Source organism: Streptomyces sp. NBC_00554, assembly GCF_041431135.1.
In the GTDB taxonomy this organism is placed as follows: domain Bacteria; phylum Actinomycetota; class Actinomycetes; order Streptomycetales; family Streptomycetaceae; genus Streptomyces.
This window is the reverse complement of the sequence record NZ_CP107799.1, coordinates 9,223,949-9,241,041: the sequence shown is the minus strand read 5'-3', so window position 1 is coordinate 9,241,041 and position 17,093 is coordinate 9,223,949. Positions and strand designations below refer to the sequence as shown.

16 protein-coding genes are annotated in these 17,093 nt (G+C 71.6%); 5 read left to right on the top strand and 11 right to left on the bottom strand.

Features of this window, described 5'->3' with window-relative positions:
* Positions 1–75: 75 nt before the first annotated feature.
* The 5 genes from OG266_RS40995 to OG266_RS40975 form a co-directional block, all read right to left on the bottom strand.
* Positions 76–1,122, bottom strand: coding sequence for a lactonase family protein (locus tag OG266_RS40995; RefSeq protein ID WP_371551991.1), 1,047 nt, complete (start codon positions 1,120–1,122; stop codon positions 76–78).
* 60 nt (positions 1,123–1,182) lie between these two features.
* The gene (locus tag OG266_RS40990) at positions 1,183–2,313 is read right to left on the bottom strand and encodes a nitric oxide synthase oxygenase (protein ID WP_371553139.1); all 1,131 of its coding nucleotides are present in this window, start codon (positions 2,311–2,313) and stop codon (positions 1,183–1,185) included.
* A 989-nt stretch (positions 2,314–3,302) separates the two neighbouring features.
* The gene (locus OG266_RS40985) at positions 3,303–4,811 is read right to left on the bottom strand and encodes an FUSC family protein (protein ID WP_371553137.1); all 1,509 of its coding nucleotides are present in this window, start codon (positions 4,809–4,811) and stop codon (positions 3,303–3,305) included.
* Positions 4,812–5,125: 314 nt separating this feature from the next.
* Positions 5,126–6,061: an anti-sigma factor RsbA family regulatory protein gene (locus tag OG266_RS40980; RefSeq protein ID WP_371551990.1), complete on the bottom strand. Its 936-nt coding sequence runs from the start codon at positions 6,059–6,061 to the stop codon at positions 5,126–5,128.
* Positions 6,058–6,423: an STAS domain-containing protein gene (locus tag OG266_RS40975; RefSeq protein ID WP_371551989.1), complete on the bottom strand. Its 366-nt coding sequence runs from the start codon at positions 6,421–6,423 to the stop codon at positions 6,058–6,060. The genes OG266_RS40980 and OG266_RS40975 overlap by 4 nt, the downstream gene beginning before the upstream one ends.
* 221 nt (positions 6,424–6,644) lie before the next feature.
* Here OG266_RS40975 and OG266_RS40970 point away from each other — a divergent pair, with 221 nt between their 5' ends.
* The 4 genes from OG266_RS40970 to OG266_RS40955 all read left to right on the top strand — a co-directional run bounded on the left by OG266_RS40970 (position 6,645) and on the right by OG266_RS40955 (position 9,357).
* The gene (locus tag OG266_RS40970; protein WP_266469456.1) at positions 6,645–7,535 is read left to right on the top strand and encodes an RNA polymerase sigma factor SigF; all 891 of its coding nucleotides are present in this window, start codon (positions 6,645–6,647) and stop codon (positions 7,533–7,535) included.
* Between the two features lie 51 nt (positions 7,536–7,586).
* Positions 7,587–8,021, top strand: a complete 435-nt coding sequence (locus tag OG266_RS40965; protein WP_266469455.1) for an ATP-binding protein — start codon at positions 7,587–7,589, stop codon at positions 8,019–8,021.
* A gap of 97 nt (positions 8,022–8,118) precedes the next feature.
* Complete coding sequence (locus OG266_RS40960) at positions 8,119–8,595, top strand: Lrp/AsnC family transcriptional regulator (protein WP_371551988.1); 477 nt, start codon at positions 8,119–8,121, stop codon at positions 8,593–8,595.
* Positions 8,596–8,661: 66 nt separating this feature from the next.
* Complete coding sequence (locus OG266_RS40955) at positions 8,662–9,357, top strand: HAD family hydrolase (RefSeq protein ID WP_371551987.1); 696 nt, start codon at positions 8,662–8,664, stop codon at positions 9,355–9,357.
* A 39-nt stretch (positions 9,358–9,396) separates the two neighbouring features.
* Here OG266_RS40955 and OG266_RS40950 read toward each other — a convergent pair whose 3' ends face one another.
* Genes OG266_RS40950 through OG266_RS40935 form a run of 4 tightly spaced genes read right to left on the bottom strand, consistent with a single transcriptional unit; the run spans position 9,397 to position 14,261 of the window.
* The gene (locus OG266_RS40950) at positions 9,397–10,596 is read right to left on the bottom strand and encodes an XdhC family protein (RefSeq protein ID WP_371551986.1); all 1,200 of its coding nucleotides are present in this window, start codon (positions 10,594–10,596) and stop codon (positions 9,397–9,399) included.
* Positions 10,589–12,718, bottom strand: coding sequence for a xanthine dehydrogenase family protein molybdopterin-binding subunit (locus OG266_RS40945; protein ID WP_371551985.1), 2,130 nt, complete (start codon positions 12,716–12,718; stop codon positions 10,589–10,591). Before OG266_RS40945 ends, OG266_RS40950 begins: the two co-directional genes overlap by 8 nt.
* Positions 12,715–13,707, bottom strand: a complete 993-nt coding sequence (locus OG266_RS40940; RefSeq protein WP_371551984.1) for a xanthine dehydrogenase family protein subunit M — start codon at positions 13,705–13,707, stop codon at positions 12,715–12,717. Before OG266_RS40940 ends, OG266_RS40945 begins: the two co-directional genes overlap by 4 nt.
* Complete coding sequence (locus OG266_RS40935; RefSeq protein ID WP_326724878.1) at positions 13,704–14,261, bottom strand: 2Fe-2S iron-sulfur cluster-binding protein; 558 nt, start codon at positions 14,259–14,261, stop codon at positions 13,704–13,706. Before OG266_RS40935 ends, OG266_RS40940 begins: the two co-directional genes overlap by 4 nt.
* 174 nt (positions 14,262–14,435) lie before the next feature.
* On the opposite strand from OG266_RS40935, the gene OG266_RS40930 reads away from it, so the two are divergent.
* A complete protein-coding gene (locus tag OG266_RS40930) occupies positions 14,436–15,047 on the top strand; it encodes a TetR/AcrR family transcriptional regulator (protein WP_371551983.1) in 612 nt (203 codons plus the stop codon).
* A gap of 60 nt (positions 15,048–15,107) precedes the next feature.
* Here the strand turns inward: OG266_RS40930 and OG266_RS40925 are convergent, their stop codons facing one another.
* Together OG266_RS40925 and OG266_RS40920 are read right to left on the bottom strand one after the other, a co-directional pair.
* Positions 15,108–15,740: a dihydrofolate reductase family protein gene (locus OG266_RS40925; protein WP_266469436.1), complete on the bottom strand. Its 633-nt coding sequence runs from the start codon at positions 15,738–15,740 to the stop codon at positions 15,108–15,110.
* 38 nt (positions 15,741–15,778) lie between these two features.
* Positions 15,779–17,029: an MFS transporter gene (locus OG266_RS40920; protein ID WP_371551982.1), complete on the bottom strand. Its 1,251-nt coding sequence runs from the start codon at positions 17,027–17,029 to the stop codon at positions 15,779–15,781.
* Positions 17,030–17,093 lie beyond the last annotated feature (64 nt).

Here is a 17,093-nt window from a genome sequence, read left to right as displayed (position 1 = left end):
CCGGCACTCGAGAGAACGCGAAAGGGCCCGCTCCTGCGGCAGGAGCGGGCCCTTCGCGTGCGTGCCGCGGTGAGGTCAGCCGAAGACCACGCAGGACGCCGCGGGAGCGTCGACCGAGCCGCCCCGCCTCGGTACGCCCGTGTCGGGGTCGACCACGAACCAGGTCACGTCACCGGAGCGCTCGTTGGCGGCGTACAGGAAGCGCCCCGAGGGGTCGAGGGCCAGCGCGCGCGGCCAGGTGCCTCCGCAGGGCACCGTGGCGACCAGCCGCAGCCCCTCGCCCACCGTGTCCGGCGTGAGCACGGAGACGACGTCCTGGCCGCGCGTGGCGGTCCAGACGAAGCGGCCGTCGGGCGACACGACGATGCCCGACGGGTACGCGTCGCCACCCCGGACACCGGACAGCACCGGCGTCTCCCCGACGGGCCGCAGCGCGCCTTCGGCGGCGTCCCAGCGGCAGACGGTGACGGTGGGCGCGAGTTCGTTGAGCACGTACGCGTGTTCGCCGCGCGGGTGGAAGGCCAGGTGGCGGGGTCCGGAGCCGGGGCGCAGCGCGAACTCGCGGTGCAGCGTGAGCTTTCCGCCGTCCAGCGCGCACACCCGCACGGAGTCCGTGCCGAGGTCGACGCTGACCGCCCATCGCCCGCTCGGGTCGGGCTGCACCTGGTGGGCGTGCGGGCCGTGCTGGCGCGGGGTGTGCGGGCCCGAGCCCGTGTGCTGGAGCACGCTGGAGGCGGCGCCCGCGAGCCCTCCGTCGGTACGGACGGGGACGGCGGTGACGCTGCCGGAGCCGTAGTTGGCGGTCAGGACGTGTCCGTCGAAGACACTCAGGTGCGTCGGGCCGCTGCCGCCGACCGTCACGAGCGTCCCCGTCAGCTCCGGCCTGTCGCCGGTCACGCGGTACGCGGCCACCGCGCCGACAGCCGTCTCACTGACCGCGTACAGCATGTCCCGCGCGGGCGACAGGGCGAGGTACGACGGGTCGGGGACGCCGTCCACCGCGCTCAGGACGGTCAGCGCGCCGCTGCCCGGGTCCACTGCCGCGGTGAGGACGCCGAGTCCTCCCGCCGCCGTGAACGAGCCGATGAACGCCCGTTGTTGCCGCCTGAAGCCGTCTGCCACCGCTGACCCCTCTCGCTCCCGCGTTGTCCGGGGCGACGGTAGCAGTCCATGATCGGCGGTCTAGACCAGGACTGCGCCGCGGGCTCTTTCGTGCGCTTCGGGGTGGTGGACGTACGCGGGGCTCCGCTCCACCGCCTCGTAGGTGCGGTGGAAGACGGGTGTGGCGCTGCCCGAGATGGGCGGCACGATCCAGGACCAGTCCGCGCCGACCCGGCGGCCCTTGCGCTCCTCACGGCCGAGGTGGGTGAGGAAGCGCCGGGACTCGGTGTGGTGGTCGGTGACCGTGACGCCCGCGCGGTCGAAGGAGTGCAGGACGGAGCGGTTGAGTTCGACGAGCGCGCGGTCCTTCCACAGGGAGCGGTCGGTGCGGGTGTCGAGGCCGAGGCGGTCGGCGATGTGCGGCAGGAGGTCGTAGCGGTCGGTGTCGGCGAGGTTGCGGGCGCCGATCTCGGTGCCCATGTACCAGCCGTTGAAGGGCGCGGCCGGGTAGCAGACACCGCCGATCTCCAGGCACATGTTGGCGAGCGCGGGCACCGCGTGCCAGCGCAGTCCGAGGGTGCGCCACCAGGTGTATTCGGGGTGCCCGAGCTCCACTTCGAGCACCGCGTCCTGCGGCAGCGCGAACCAGCGGGGCCGGTCGTCGGCGCCCTGGATCACCAACGGCAGTACGTCGAAGGGGGTGCCGGGGCCGCCGGGCCAGCCGAGTCGCAGGGCGAGCGTGGTGAGGCCCTCGTTGCGCGGATCGCCGGTCACACCGCCGTCCGGGCGTGCGTAGCCGGCGTACCGGATGAGCTGTTCGTTCCAGATCCGCGGCCCCGGGCGCCCTGGCTCGTCGGGCGCGAAGACCGTGATGAGCGCGCGGATCCGGCCATCGCGGGTCGCCTCCCGCAGATGGTCCGCCGATGCCTCGGCGACGTCCCGCGTGTCCCGCACGTCCCGGCGGTCTCGTACGCACAGGGAGTGCCAGTAGAGCCGCCCTATGCACCGGTTGGCGTTGCGCCAGGCGACGCGCGCGCCGAAGACGAGTTCCTCGGTGGTGTGGCGGTACGTCCCTGTCTCCGCGATCTCCTTGTGCGCGGCGGCGATCCGCCGGGCCGGGTCCCCGAGGCGTTCCTCGGAGTGGCGGAGGGTGAGGAACTCGCTCGCGGCGCGGTGGAGTTCGTACGGAGCGGGCGCGTGGCGGCAAGGGATCCGCGCGGGTGGGCCGGTGGCGTCGCCGGAATTCTGGGGGCTCTCGGCGAAACCGCTGGTCACCTGCCGCTCGCGCAGGCCTGTTGGCGGAGCAGGCCGACCGGACGTCGGCCAGGGGCAGGTCTCGGCGCCGACCTGCACGTATTGCACGCCCGTATCCGTGCCTTCTCCCCTGTGGCCGCCCGGATGCGTGCTCTCGGGCCCACGGCCGCCTGGGACCGTGTCCTCTCCCGCACGGCCGCCCTGAGCCCGCTCGAGCCACCCGCCCGGTTCCTCGCCCCTCGGCGCCCGGAGCCCCGTGTTCCCGTCGTCGACGAGACGCTCCCCGTGTCCGGTTCCGCGCGGGAAATTCCGCATGGCGCCACCCCCAAGGGGTTCCGCCCGCAGGCCGCTCCCGCACGGTCCGCGGGCTCTGTGCGTCTGATAGCCGCGGAGTTACCCGGCCGGTGGGCTGATCCACCCTCTTTGTGGCCGGAAAAGTGCCCCATTCCGGGGTTTGGTGTCCATGTCCCGACGTCAGGCGTGATGGAGCGGGGAGGCGCGCGGTGGGCATGAACAGTGCGCCGGAGCGCACGCTTCGGAGCGTGGACGTTGGCGAGCGCCGAGGGTGCGAGCCGGGGGCGCCTGCGTGGGCCGCCTGCGCGCGTTCCGGCGCGACGCCGACAGGTTCCCCACCTCCGCCTCGATGTGGCGGCACACGGCCGTCAGGCGCGCGTTGTGCGGGCGTCAGGGGTAGCGGCGGGGTCGCCAGATCGCGTACCTCGCGCGGAATCCACCGAGCGCGGCCAGGATCTGGGGGGCGCCGGCCGTTTTGCGCGCCCCCTCGGGGTGGCGGATTACCTCAGGGGCGCGAAGCCATACGTACGCGCCCCATCAGTGCCTCAAGCGCTGTGTCGCACGGCGCTGGGTCCCCACATGTGCGGCCCGCGTGCCGCCCGACCGCCGTTGCCACGGTGCAGTGCGGTGCCGTGGTGCTCGCCGGCCGCTGTTCAGGCGCCGACCAGGGGCGAGTGCCGGGAGCTGCGCAGGGGCACCTCGAGTTCGGCGAGGGCCCGCTCCAGGCTGTGCAGGTGGGCGAGGGCGGGCTGCTGCTCGGTGGCAGCGGGGTGCGCCGGCGCGCCGAGGGTCCTTGTGGGCTCGCGGCGACCCTTCTCGCTGATGGTCAGGGCTTCCACGGCCGACTTGACGCGGCTGCAGGCTGCCGCGAGACGGATGTCGTGGCTCGCATCGGGGTCCGCGGCGACGGCCACCAGGCCGCGCACCTCGCGGGCGCAGCCGTCCAGCAACGTGATGACCTGGGCCGCCCGGGCCTTGCGTGCGCGGAACGGGTTGAGTGGATGCACCAGAGGAGCAAGCGCCATCCGGACACGGGCCAGCAGCACTTCGAGCTCGGCCGCGTGCGGCGCGGGATCCGCTGTCGGCGAGCCCGCGAGACGGGCGGCGGCTTCGGCGGTTGCCGCGTGGACGCACCGCAGTGCGCGCTGGATCCATGCGTCGTTCGTGGCGTGGGTGGTGACCGGCAGCACGAGAATCACGGCGAGCGTGGCTCCCACCGCACCGATGGCGGTCTCTTCCAGGCGCAGTACGAGAAGGCCGGGGTCCAGAACTCCCAGCAGGCCGTAGAGCAATCCCGCCATCACCGTCACCGCCAGCACCATCCAGCTGTACGAGACCGAGGCCGTGTAGAAGATCCCGAAGACACAGACCGCGACCAGGGCGGCAGTCGGGACCGGCGCCCCGTGCAGCGGGATGGCCACCAGCACGCCGACGACAATGCCCACGACCGTGCCCAGCACCCGGCGGAATCCGCGGACGAGCGTCTCGCCGCGCGAGACCGTGTTGACGAAGATCCACCAGGCGGTGCCGACGGCCCAGTACCAGCGCTCCTGGGACAGCGCCTGTCCGGCGACCAGGGCGAAGACGCAGGCCGCCGTGGCCTGGAAGGCCTGCCTGGTGGTGGGGCGAGCCAGTCCGGTGCCGGGCAGCGGCCGAGGCGCGGGGGCGGGCGGAGGCGCACCGCGCTCGAGGGGCCAGAGCACGAAACGTACGAGGCCGGCGACGCCGAGAGCCAGGCCCACGGCGGCGTACAGCTCGGGCAGCTGCGCCGGGACGGCGTGCAGGAACTGCGTGACGAAGAAGTTCATGAACGCGAAGATCCCGAGCGCATGTCCACGCGGGCCCCAGCGTCGGGCGTACACCCCGCCGAAGACGACCAGCAGGAAGGCGGCGTCCCGGGCCAGGGGCACACCGTGCAGGAGGGTGGCCACGGCCAGTACGGGGAATCCCGCGGCCGGGAGCAGGGCGGTGGTCACCCGCTGGGCGCGCACCGTCGCGTCGGCGACCGTGAAGAGAGCGAGCAGGGCCGCCAGTCCCCCGGTGATGGAAGCCGTCAGGGACAGTCCCGCGAGTTCCGCCACGGCGACGGCGATGCCGATGCCGACGACGGCACGGCACGAGTTCCTCAGCCTGACACGCCCCGGATCCGGAGCCACGAGCATCCTCTTCACGGCGGAACGCCGCCCCCCTCAACAACTTCCGCCGCAGCGCGAGCGCCCCTGGGTGGCGGGAACTCGCGGACACGACGAAGCGCCGCGGTCCGGTCCGGCCTCGTTGCCGGTCCGGCGCTGCGCGGCGCCGATCTACGCATGGATACGTCACAGGTAAGCATCCATAGGTACAACGGCTCAACCCGCGCCCAAATCACTGGACCATTGGCCCACCCCAGGAGAGTGATCGCGGTCAGATTTCCGGCCAACGGATCATCGCGGCGGCCGATGCCCGCGTACGCCCTGTACACGTCAGGCAGCGCGGGTCACGTCCGGGCAACGTAACTGCGGACCGTCGTGCCATCCTCGCCGGTGTGTACGCGGACGAGGTCGGAGAGGAAGTGCACGAGGAACAGGCCACGTCCGCCGAGCTGTTCGATCCGCACCGGGTGCCGGCCGGCCAGTGGGTCGGCCAGGTGCCCGTTGTCCTGCACCTCGCAGACGATCTGCTCGCTCTCGGCCCAGATCCGCAACGTTCCCGAACCGCCGCCGTGCACGACGCTGTTGGTGGTCAGCTCCGCGACGACCAGAGCCAGGTCCTGCACGCGGGCATCGCTCATCCCCCGCTCGCGCGCCTCGCGCACCGCGAAGTCGCGAGAGGTCGGCAGGGCATCGGAGTCGAAGTGGACCGTCGCCGCTCCTGGCGGATGAAGCAACCTCTCGTTGCAGCGCGCGAGCACCCGCTCGAGCGCGTAGGCGGTGCTGGCCCGCTCCCGGCCCGCGTCGATGACGACGGGATGCGTGGCGTGCGCGTCGGCGATCACATCGGAGGGGAGGGCCCGCGCGTCGTATGGGCACAGGATCGTCACGTCGCGGCCTTGGAAGGCCACGTTGATCAGTGCCTCGTGCTGAACGCAGGCCGGATACTCCACCGCGGTGCGGCCGGGCCAGATCGGCTCCCCGATGATGCGGACGCGGCCGGCGGTCCGGGCGTCGGCGAACGACCGCAGGACCGACGGGATGATGCGTCCGGGGTTCCGCCCGGCCCGCGTCATGTCGACGAAGTGCACCTCGGCGGCGGCCGCGCCGAGCTCCGCTCGGATCAGCTCCAGCCGCGGGGCGGGGGCGGCCACGGCGACGGGCTCCGCGGCGGCCATACCGTCCAGCAGGAACGGCAAGGTCCCGGCCAGGTACTCCTGGTCGCTGCGGTACAGCAGTGCCGGATGGGCGAACGGCTCGGTCCGGGTGGCCGCATTCGTCATGCCGCCACCTCGATGGCCCGGAGTTCCGGCCAGAACAGCTCAAGGATCCGCGGGAGTTCGGGCGGCGGCCGTTCCAGGACCAGACGCCGTCTCTCGTTCAACGCCTGCGCGGTGCGCGCGAGTTCGGAGGCACCGGCGACGTCGACGAAGGTGATCGCGGACAGCTCCAGAAAGCAGACGTGATCGTGTCGGCCGGCCAGCTGATCGAGGGCCTGCCGCCAGACGAGGCGTGTGGACGGGCTGATCTCGCCGACGAGCCGTACACCCGGGCGCTCTTGGAGGGTGTACAGACGGAGGGCGGCTCCGCCGAGGTCGGACGGGGCGGCTGCTCCCGCCGCCAACTCGTCATCGCCGTACGCCATTTCTCCACCCCCACCTCTCCGCGCCCGTCGTACGCCGTGTCAACCCCGGCTTTCGGCGCCCCAGGGTACTCGGCCGCTCCGGACCACGACCGGTTGACCGAAGGGCCGACCGTGCCGCCGCGGGCCGTTCCGACATTTCAGCGGCTTGGGGGGTGTGAGGTCCGCCAACCGGGGCATCCGGGCTATGTCATCAAAACCTTCGGGGATTTGGGGTGGACTGCATGGCAGCCGTGAGGGCGCTGGAAACAACGGCCACGGCACAGCGGACGGCCGAAGCGGGCGAGGTGGGCGGCGAGTCGGAGCTTCCGGTCATCGACGACCCCTCGAAGGTCAACCCGAAGGACGCGCGCGAGCTCTCCCGCCAGTTCTTCGACCGGCTCACCATGCTCGAAGAGGGCACGCACGAATACCAGTACGCGCGCAACACCTTGATCGAAATGAACCTCTCGCTGGTCCGCTACGCCGCCTCCCGCTTCCGCAGCCGCGGCGACTCGATGGAGGACATCGTCCAGGTCGGCACCATCGGTCTGATCAAGGCCATCGACCGCTTCGAGCTCACCCGAGAGGTCGAGTTCACCTCCTTCGCCGTCCCCTACATCGTCGGCGAGATCAAGCGCTTCTTCCGCGACACCAGTTGGGCGGTGCACGTACCCCGCCGTCTGCAGGAAGCCCGCGTCGAGCTCGCCAAGGCCACGGAGGAACTGCGGACGAGGCTGGGCCGCATGCCCACCACCCGCGAGCTCTCCGAGCTCATGTCCCTGTCCGAGGAAGACGTCATCGAGGCGCGCAAGGCCTCGAACGCGTACGCCTCCACGTCGCTCGACGCGGCCCTGGCCGGGACCGGCGCGGCTGAAGGCGAAGGCGTGCTGGCCGACTTGATCGGCGCGGAGGATCCCTCGCTCGAGCTCGTGGAGGACTTCCACTCCCTGGCTCCGCTGATCGCCGAACTCGACACACGCGAGCGCCTGATCGTCCATCTGCGCTTCGTCGAGGAGCGCACCCAGGCCCAGATCGGCAAAGAGCTCGGCATCTCCCAGATGCACGTCTCCCGGCTGATCACCCGCATCATCAAGCGTCTCCGCACGGGGCTGCTTGACCCGGCGGTCGCCTGAGGCGCCGCCCTCCATGGTGCCGATCCCGGCGGCAAGGTCCGGGAGGGCCAGATGGCAAGCGATCCGAGTGGGAACAGGAAACCTTCACAGGAGGCGATCGAGACGCTCTCCAGCTCCTTTGCCGGCCAGTTGTGCGACGTGACCGATGCGCGTCTCACGGCGGAGAGCTATCTGAGTGCGCTCGCCCGGGCGTCACCGCCCAGCGCGGCCGAGCACTGGGACGACATCCTGCTGGTGGTCACGGAACTGGTCGCCAACTCGGTCCAGTACGCTCCCGGCCCCTTCGAACTCCGTATGCGCCGCACCTTCGACGGCGTCCATGTGACCGTGCGGGACAGCAGCACCACCCCGCCCGCACCCCGCCCCTGCCTGCCGCTGCACGGCGGGGGCGGAATCGGCTGGCACCTCATTCACACCCTGTGCGACCAGGTCAGTGTGGTGCTGCGGCCCGACGGCAAGGACGTGCACACCTTCCTGCCCTGGTGACCTTCCGCGCCCGGTCCTGGCTCAGCGGACTCGCCTGAAGCTGAGCCATTGGTACAGTCGGTAATGATCACCCGAGGCGACGGGAGGCCGACGGACCATGGCCGTGGACGAGCTCGACACCCGTATCCTGCGGCTGCTCCTTGAGCAGCCGCGCACCAGCGTGCGTGAGTACGCCCGCATGCTCGGCGTCGCCCGCGGCACCCTTCAGGCCCGCCTCGACCGGCTCGAGCGGGACGGAGTGATCACCGGTACGAGCCCGACCCTGTCCCCCGCGGCACTCGGCCACCCCGTGCTCGCCTTCGTGCACATCGAGGTCACACAGGGCCATCTCGACGACGTGGGCGACGCGTTGGCCGCCGTACCGGAGATCATCGAGGCGTTCTCGATCACGGGAGGCGGTGATCTGCTGACCCGGGTCGTGGCGCGTGACAACGCGCACCTCGAGGACGTGATCCAGGCGCTGATCAGCCTGCCGGGCGTCGTCCGCACCCGCACGGAGGTGGCCCTGCGCGAGCGCGTCCCGCAGCGGCTGCTGCCGCTGGTGGAGTCGATCGGGCGCGCCACGAAGAACTGACCGGCCGCGCGGGGCGTACCCACGCGGCTGCCCGGCACAGAGCTGATCATTGGCATCCTGGACCCCATGAGCACTCTCACCGGCACCGCAGTCGTCTTCGATCTCGACGGAACACTCGTGGACAGCGAGCCGAACTACTTCGAGGCGGGCCGGCGGACGCTCGCCGAGTACGGCGTCACCGATTTCACCTGGTCCGACCACGAGAGCTACGTCGGCATCAGCACCCGGGAGACGCTCGCCCTCTGGAAGGAGCGCTACGGTCTGACGGCCCCGCTCGACACCCTGCTCGCCGACACCAACCGCCGCTATCTGGAGCTGGCCCGCGCCTCCACACGCGTGTACCCGGAGATGCGGAAGTTCGTGGAACTGCTGGCCGGCGACGGCGTCCCGATGGCCGTGGCCTCGGGTTCCTCACCGGAGGCCATCGAGGCGATCCTGACGGGCACGGGCCTGGCCGCCCACCTGCCGACCGTCGTCTCGTCCGACGAGGTCGCCCATGGCAAGCCCGCGCCCGACGTCTTCCTGGAGGCGGCACGCCGCCTGGGGGCTGCCGCGGCCGACTGCGTGGTCCTGGAGGACGCCGCCCCGGGCGCCGCCGCCGCGCACGCGGCCGGGATGCGCTGCATCGCCATCCCCTACGTCGCCGCTCAGGCCGACGACCCGGGGTTCGCCACGGCCGGCCTGCTGCTGCGTGGCGGCCAGGCCGAGTTCACCGCACGGGCCGCGTACGACTGGCTCGTGGCCTCGGCTCCGGTTTCCTGAACTCCCCGCCATCGGCGTCCGGCGCCTTCCGACACCGGGTCACGCGGCTTCCTCAGTGGTACCGGCCTGCCTCCCGTCCACGTCACGGTGAATGGGCGTCCCCGAACCGGTCAGCGGAACGCCCGTGCCTCCCCGGCGGGCCGCAACGATCTCCGCCGCGATGGACAGGGCGGTCTCCTCGGGCGTACGGGCGCCGAGGTCGAGCCCGATCGGGGACCGAAGGCGGGCCAACTCACCGTCGGTGAGGCCGACTTCGCGCAGTCGGCGGTCCCGGTCCTGGTGGGTCCGGCGCGAGCCCATCGCGCCGACGAAGGCGACCGGCAGCCGCAGGGCGGTCTCCAGCAGCGGGATGTCGAACTTGGCGTCATGCGTGAGTACGCACAGCACCGTGCGGCCGTCGGTCCCGGTGCTCCGGAGGTAGCGGTGCGGCCAGTCGACCACGATGTCGTCGGCCTCGGGGAAGCGGAGGCGCGTGGCGAAGACGGGTCGGGCGTCGCACACGGTCACGTGGTAGCCGAGGAACTTGCCGGCCCGCACCAGCGCCGCCGCGAAGTCCACGGCACCGAACACGATCATGCGGGGCGGCGGCACCCTCGTCTCGACGAACAGCGTCACTCCGCCCGGGCAGCTCGATCCGCCCTCCGAGATCTCGACCGTGCCGGTGCGACCGGTGTCCAGCATCGCGCGGGCCTCCGCCACCGCAGCCCGGTCCAGATCCGGGAGTTCGTCGCGATCGGCTGTGCGAGGGCCTCCGGGACCGCCCTCGTACGTGCCGCCGAGCCCCCCGTCGTACGACCCGTCGATGTGGACCAGGAGCGCTCTGCCAAGGAGTTCACCCGGGCCCCGGATCACCCGGGCGACCGCCGCGGCCTCCCCTCGTGCGGCCGCCGACAAGGCCGCCGTGAACACCTCCCGGTCCGGCGCGTCCGCGCGCACCGGGGTGACCAGGACCTCGATGACCCCGCCGCAGGTGAGGCCCACCGCGAAGGCGTCCTCGTCGCTGTAGCCGAACCGTTCGAGCACCGTGCGGCCGTCCTGCAGCGCCTCGACGCAGAGGTCGTACACCGCCCCCTCGACGCAGCCGCCGGAGACCGAGCCGATGACCGTGCCGTGGCTGTCGACGGCGAGGGCTGCACCGGGACCGCGCGGCGCGCTGCCGCCGACGGACACCACGGTGGCGACGGCGAAGTCCCGGCCTTCCTCGGCCCACCGGTGCAACTCGTCGGCGAGGTCAAGCATGTCCGCCCGCAGTCGCCGTCAGCACGCGGTCGGGCCGGATCGGCAGGTTCCGGTGGCGTACGCCGGTCGCGTGCCAGACCGCGTTGGCGATCGCCGCGGCGGTGCCCACGACCCCGATCTCGCCGATGCCCTTGATACCGACGGGGTCGTCGGGGTCCGGGTCGTCCACCCAGTCCGCCTCGATGGGCGGGATGTCGGCGTGCGCGGCGAAGTGGTAGCCCGCGAGGTCGGCGCCGACATGGCCGCCCGAGGCCTGGTCCCTGATCGCCTCCTCGTGCAGTGCCATGGACAGCCCCCAGACCATCCCGCCGATGAACTGGCCGCGTGCGGTGAGCGGGTTGATGATCCGGCCCGCGGCGAAGATGCCGAGCAGCCGCCGTACACGTACCTCACCGCTGGTGACATCCACGGCGACCTCGGCGAACTGCGCCCCGAAGGCGTTCCGTTCCTTCTTCGTCAGCGCGCGGACGGCCTCGGAGGTGTCGGACCGCGCGGTGATCCCCTCGGGCGGAATGCTGCCGCCCAGGGCCAGTTGACCCCGCAGCTCGCTCGCCGCGACGTTGATCGCCCAGGCCCAGGAGCGTGTCCCCATGGAGCCGCCGGCGATCATCGCGGGGCCGAAGTCACTGTCGGCGATGCGCACTCGGACCCGCTCCGGTTCCACTTCCAGCGCGTCCGCGGCTATCTGGGTCAGCGCAGTGCGGGCTCCGGTCCCGATGTCCGCCGCGGTGATCCGTACGGTGAAGGTGCCGTCCGCATCCGCCGTCACGGCCGCCGTCGAAGGGGCGGAGAGCGTCGGGAACGCCGAGGCCGCCATACCGGTACCGAGCAGCCAGCGCCCTTCTCGGCGGATGCCGGGACGCGGGTCGCGGTCCGCCCAGCCGAACCTGCGGGCGCCCTCCCGGTAGCAGGCGAGGACGTTGCGGCTGCTGAACGGCATCCCGGAGACCGGCCCCACGACCGGTTCGTTCCGTACGCGCAGGGCTATCGGGTCGATGCCGCTCTTCTCGGCGAGTTCGTCGAGCGCGGACTCCACGGCGAACGAGCCCGGCGCCTCGCCCGGCGCACGCATCCAGCTCGGGGTCGGCACGTCGAGCCGTACGACGCGGTTCACCGTGTGGTGCGCGTCGGCGTCGTACATCGCATGCCCGAAGTTCGCGCTCCGCTCGACGAATTCATGGACGGTCGAGGTCAAGGACTCGCCCTGGTGGTCGAACGCGCGCAGCCGCCCGTCGGCGTCGGCGCCGAGCCTGACGCGCTGCGCCGTGGGGCTGCGGTAGCCGACGAGCGAGAACATCTGGCGGCGGGTCAGCACGACCCGCACCGGGCGGTGCAGAACGGTCGCCGCCATCACGGCGAGGACCGAGTGCGGGCGGGTCGCCTTGGCCCCGAAGCCGCCGCCGACGTGTTCGGACCGCACGCGCACCGAGTCCGGGTCGAGCGAGAACAGTTTCGCGAGCTCGTCGGCCACGAACCCGCTGCCCTGGTTGGAGTCGACGACCTCGAGCCGGCCGCTGTCCCAGCGCGCTGTCGCCGCGTGCGGCTCCATGGGGCTGTGGTGTTCCTCGGGCGTGGTGTACTCGGCGTCCACCACGACGGCGGACCCTGCGAGTTCGGCCTCCAGGTCCCCTTTCGCCGTCTCCGAATCCTCCGGCGTGTACATCCCCGGACGCCCGGCGAAGAACGCGACGTCGTACGGCTCCTCGTCGTACTGGACCACCAGCGACTCGGCGGCCTCCCTCGCCTGCTCGGGCGTTTCGGCGACGACCAGCGCCACCGGCCAGCCGACGAAGGGGACGCGGTCGTGCTGGAAGAGCTGAAGCACCGGGTCGGGCGGCCCGAACCCGTTCATGTAGTTCCCCTCGAGGCGCGGGGCGTTCGCGTGGTGCAGGACGGTGAGGACGCCGGGCATCCCGAGGACGGACGTGTCCTCCACCGAGCGGATACGGCCGCGGGCCACGGTCGACAACACCAGCCAGCCGTGGGCGAGTTCGGCGTACGGGATCTCTCCGGCGTAGCGGGCCGCTCCGGTGACCTTCGCCCGGCCCTCCACACGCGTGTGGGCGGTGCCGACGGCTCGGGTCGCGGCGGTGGTTCCGGTCGTCGTGGTCGGCGTCGTCATCGGGTCGCCTCCTCGGCGAGTTCGGTCAGCACGGCCACGACGAGGTTGCGCATCAAGGTCACCTTGTATCCGTTGTGCGGCAGCGCTTCGGCGACGGCCAGTTCGGCGTCGGCGGCGGCCGCGAACGCCTCGGCGCTCACCGGTCCCCCGGTCAGCACCCGCTCCGCCTCCCGGGCCCGCCACGGCCGGGACGCCACCGCCCCGAAGGCCAGCCGCACTTCACGTACGACATCGCCCCGGACGTCGAGAGCGGCGGCGACCGAGCCGATCGCGAAGGCGTACGAGGCACGCTCGCGCACCTTCCGGTAGCGGGAGTTGGCCGCAACCGGCGCCGGCGGCAGGGTGACGCCGGTGATCAGTGCGCCGGGCGGCAGGGCTGTCTCCAGGTGCGGGGTGTCTCCCACCGGGAGATAGAACTCCGCGAGCGGCAACTCGCCCGGACCGTCCGCCGTTTCGTAATGGACGACGGCGTCGAAGGCGGCGAGTGCGACCGCCATGTCCGAGGGGTGGGTGGCCACGCAGTGCTCGGAGGCGCCGAGGATCGCGTGGTTGTGGTGCTCGCCCTCGATGGCGGGGCAACCGCTGCCGGGGGCACGCTTGTTGCACGGTTTCGCCAGGTCGGTGAAGTAGCCGCAACGGGTGCGCTGGAGCAGGTTCCCGCCGACCGTGGCCATGTTGCGCAGTTGACCGGAGGCGCCGGCCAGGATGGCCTGCGCCAACGCCGGGTAGTGGCGCCGGACTTCGGGATGGGCGGCCAGGTCGCTGTTGGTGGCGGTGGCGCCGATGCGCAGGCCGTCGTCCGGTGTGAACTCGATCCGGTCGAGGGGCAGTTCGCGTACGTCGACGAGCCGGGCGGGCCGTTCCACGCCGGCCTTCATCAGGTCCACGAGGTTGGTGCCGCCGCCGAGGAAGCGCGCCTCGGGGTCGGCGCCCAGCAGGGCGACCGCGCCGGAGACGTCGAACACGCGCTGATAGTCGAACTCCCTCATGCCGCCGCCTCCTCGGCCTCGGCCGCTTGAGCCTCTGCCGCTCGCGCGACCGCCTGCACGATCGACACATAGGCACCGCAGCGGCACAGGTTGCCGCTCATCCGCTCGCGGATCTCGTCGGCCGTCAGCTGCGGAACTCCCGCTTCGGGCCGGACGTCGGCGGTCACGGCGCTCGGCCAGCCCGCCGCGTGCTCCTCGATCACCGCGAGGGCGGAACAGATCTGCCCCGGTGTGCAGTAGCCGCACTGGTAGCCGTCGAGGTCGAGGAAGGCCTGCTGCACCGGATGCAACCGCTCACCGTCCGCCACCCCTTCGATGGTGGTGATCGCACGCCCCTCGGCGGCGACCGCGAGCTGGAGGCAGGACAGGGCCCGGCGTCCGTCGAGCAGCACCGTGCAGGCGCCGCACTGACCCTGGTCGCAGCCCTTCTTGGTGCCGGTCAGATCGAGACGCTCGCGCAAGGCGTCGAGCAGGGTGGTGCGGTGGTCGACTGGCAGCGTGTATTTCTCCCCGTTGATGTTCAGGGTGATGGCGCTCGACGCCGAGGGGGCCATGATCGGCCTTCTTTCGCGTAGCGATACGGGTGAAGGAGTCGGTGGCTATGGACATCGACCGGCTGCACTGGTCTGATCTGCCGCTACAGTGGACTCTAAGCGGACAGCTGTCCGGTAACCACGAACCTAACGGACAGCTGTCCGCTTAGCAAGACCCGGCCGGAAGGAGGAGGAGTGCGGCCCGACGAGGACACGAACGACACGGACACGAACGACAAGGGCTCTCCCCTGCGCTCGGACGCGCAGCGGAATCGCGAGCGCATCCTCGAGGTGGCGCTGACGGAGCTGACGCGCTCGGCGGACGCCCCGCTGAGCGCGATCGCGAAGATGGCCGGCGTCGGGCAGGGGACGTTCTACCGCAACTTCCCCAACCGCGAGGCCCTCGTCCTCGAGGTGTACCGCTACGAGATGCAGCAGGTCGCCGACACCGCGGTCCAGCTGCTGGAGACCCGCGCTCCCGACCGGGCCCTGCGGGAGTGGATGGACCGCCTCGCCCAGTACGCCATGGCGAAGGCCGGCCTGGCCGACGCGTTGCGCAAGACCACCGGCGCGCCGCACGGCACCCTGACCAAGCTGGGGTACGGCCCGGTGACCTCGGCCGTCACACTCCTGCTCAAGGCGAACGAGGAAGCGGGCACCATCCGCCCGGGAGTCACCCCCGACGACTTCGTGCTCGCCATCGCCGGCCTCTGGCAGATCGACCCGCACGGAGAGTGGCAGCCGCGCGCCCGGCGGCTCCTCGACCTGGTCATGGACGGCTTGCGGGCGGGCGCACCCGGGTCCTGATCGAGGCCCCGATCGCGTTCCTCTACCCCGACCCGGGCGACCGGACTCCGTGGGAGCTCGTCAGCGACGCACCAGCACGGCGTGCGTGACGGCCGGCGAGCTGACCAGCTCCGCGACCCGGTAGCCGTCGACCCCGTCCCCCAGGTTGTCGAACAGACGCTCACCCCTCCCGAGGAGATTCGGGAAGATGGCGAAGTGCAGCTCGTCGATCAGACCGGCGCGCAGATACTGCTGAACGGTGGCCGCCCCTCCGCCGATCCGCACATCCTTGCCCGCCGCGGCCTCGAACGCCCGCTCCAACACCTTCTCGACGGGCTCGTCGGTGAAGTGGAACGTGGTCCCGCCCTCCATCACCAGCGCGGGCCGCAGGTGGTGCGTGTGCACGAACACGTCGTTGTGGTACGGCGGGTTCTCGCCCCACCACCCGCGCCAGGTCTCGTCCGGCCACGGTCCCCGCTGGGGCCCGAACATGTTGCGCCCCATGATGGTGGCCCCGATGTTCTCCTCACTGCGGGCGACGTGGTCGACGTCGATCCCCGTCTTCCCCTCGGCGAGGTCGCGCATCGCGGCGAACATCCATGCGTGCATGTCCTCGGAGAAGCCCTCGCCCAGCGGGTACTCCAGTCGCTGGTCGTGGCCGGCGGCGTAGCCGTCCAGCGAGATCGTGATGTTGTGTACGCGCAGCTTCGGCATGGTCGTACTCCTTCGTCCGTCGTTTCCTGCTCTCACTTCTACGTCGAACAAGAAACACCCGGATCGACAGCCTTCAGTGGCGCCTCGCGGATCCTGAGGAGAAAGAGCGGGGTTACGAGGATGAGGAGCCCGGCGATCGCGATCGCGGTGCGGGGGCCGGTGACAGCTGCGAGCAGCCCCCACAGGCCGGTCATGGCCGCGGTGGCGGCTTTGCCGGTGACCGACCACGCGGACAGGGTGCGGGCAACGCGGTCGATCGGGGTCCGGTCGAGCCGGTAGGTGGCGTACACCGGGTTGAAGACGCCGCAGCAGGTGATCAGCCCGAGCTCGACTCCCATGACGAGCAGGAGCCCGGCGGTGCCGGGGCGGATGAAGGCCAGCCCGGGCAACCAGCACGCCCGCAGGGCACCCGCGGTGAGCAGGATCTTGTGCTGTCCGAACCGGGCGACGAGCGGGCGGGCCAGCCGGGAGCCGATCAGGCCTCCGACGCAGGGCACCGCGAAGGCGAGTCCGTACTGCCAGGGCGCGAAGCCGAGGTGGCCGAGCATGAGGACGGCGAGCACTGGTGAGGTCGCCATGAGCAGGCTGTTGAACAGCACCGTGTTGAAGAACAGCGGGCGCAGCGCCGGGTCGGCCAGGATGTAACGCCACCCGTCGAGCAGGTCACCGGCCCGCAGCCGCGGGGGTGCGCCGGTGCGCACGGGGCGCGGTTCCTCGCCGTCGATCGCACGGATCCCCGCGGCCGAGAGCAGGAAGCTGACGGCGTTGGCCACCACGGTCATCACCGGTCCGAGCAGCCCGATCGCGGCTCCTCCGAGCGGCGGTCCGACCATGCTGGCGGTCCAGTTCGTGGACTCGAAGCGTCCGTTCGCGACGAGCAGGTCCTGCCGCGGGACAAGTGACTTCAGGTACGCGCCACTTGCCGCCGTGAAGGTGAGGTCGGCCGCCGCGACGACGACCGACACCACCAGGAGCTGGACGAAGCTGAGCAGGCCGAGCGCGAACGCGGCGGGGATGGTCAGCAGCGCCGCGAACCGCGCCAGGTCCATCCCGACCATCACCGGCCGCTTGCGACGGAACTCCACCCACGGACCGAGCGGCACCGCCACCGCCGCACCCACCGCCAGCCCCACCGCGGCCAGCGCCGACACCTGCGTCGGCCCGGCGTGCAGCACAAGGATCGCGATCAGTGGGAACGCGTCGAACGCGAGCCACGTACCGCACGTGCTGACCGCGTACGCCGCCCACAGCCACCCGAAGTTCCGTCCCAGTGACCGCCTGGCCCCCATGCCCCGCACACCCCTCGCCGTCCCGCCGACCTCAATGCCGTCGGCACCTTACGGTCCGGCACTG

Coding starts and splice junctions, on each gene's coding strand:
- OG266_RS40985 (WP_371553137.1), bottom strand. CDS start 4,811: ATGCTCGTGGCTCCGGATCCGGGGCGTGTCAGGCTGAGGAACTCGTGC.
- OG266_RS40980 (WP_371551990.1), bottom strand. CDS start 6,061: ATGACGAATGCGGCCACCCGGACCGAGCCGTTCGCCCATCCGGCACTG.
- OG266_RS40975 (WP_371551989.1), bottom strand. CDS start 6,423: ATGGCGTACGGCGATGACGAGTTGGCGGCGGGAGCAGCCGCCCCGTCC.
- OG266_RS40970 (WP_266469456.1), top strand. CDS start 6,645: ATGGCAGCCGTGAGGGCGCTGGAAACAACGGCCACGGCACAGCGGACG.
- OG266_RS40965 (WP_266469455.1), top strand. CDS start 7,587: ATGGCAAGCGATCCGAGTGGGAACAGGAAACCTTCACAGGAGGCGATC.
- OG266_RS40960 (WP_371551988.1), top strand. CDS start 8,119: ATGGCCGTGGACGAGCTCGACACCCGTATCCTGCGGCTGCTCCTTGAG.
- OG266_RS40955 (WP_371551987.1), top strand. CDS start 8,662: ATGAGCACTCTCACCGGCACCGCAGTCGTCTTCGATCTCGACGGAACA.
- OG266_RS40950 (WP_371551986.1), bottom strand. CDS start 10,596: ATGCTTGACCTCGCCGACGAGTTGCACCGGTGGGCCGAGGAAGGCCGG.
- OG266_RS40945 (WP_371551985.1), bottom strand. CDS start 12,718: ATGACGACGCCGACCACGACGACCGGAACCACCGCCGCGACCCGAGCC.
- OG266_RS40940 (WP_371551984.1), bottom strand. CDS start 13,707: ATGAGGGAGTTCGACTATCAGCGCGTGTTCGACGTCTCCGGCGCGGTC.
- OG266_RS40935 (WP_326724878.1), bottom strand. CDS start 14,261: ATGGCCCCCTCGGCGTCGAGCGCCATCACCCTGAACATCAACGGGGAG.
- OG266_RS40925 (WP_266469436.1), bottom strand. CDS start 15,740: ATGCCGAAGCTGCGCGTACACAACATCACGATCTCGCTGGACGGCTAC.
- OG266_RS40920 (WP_371551982.1), bottom strand. CDS start 17,029: ATGGGGGCCAGGCGGTCACTGGGACGGAACTTCGGGTGGCTGTGGGCG.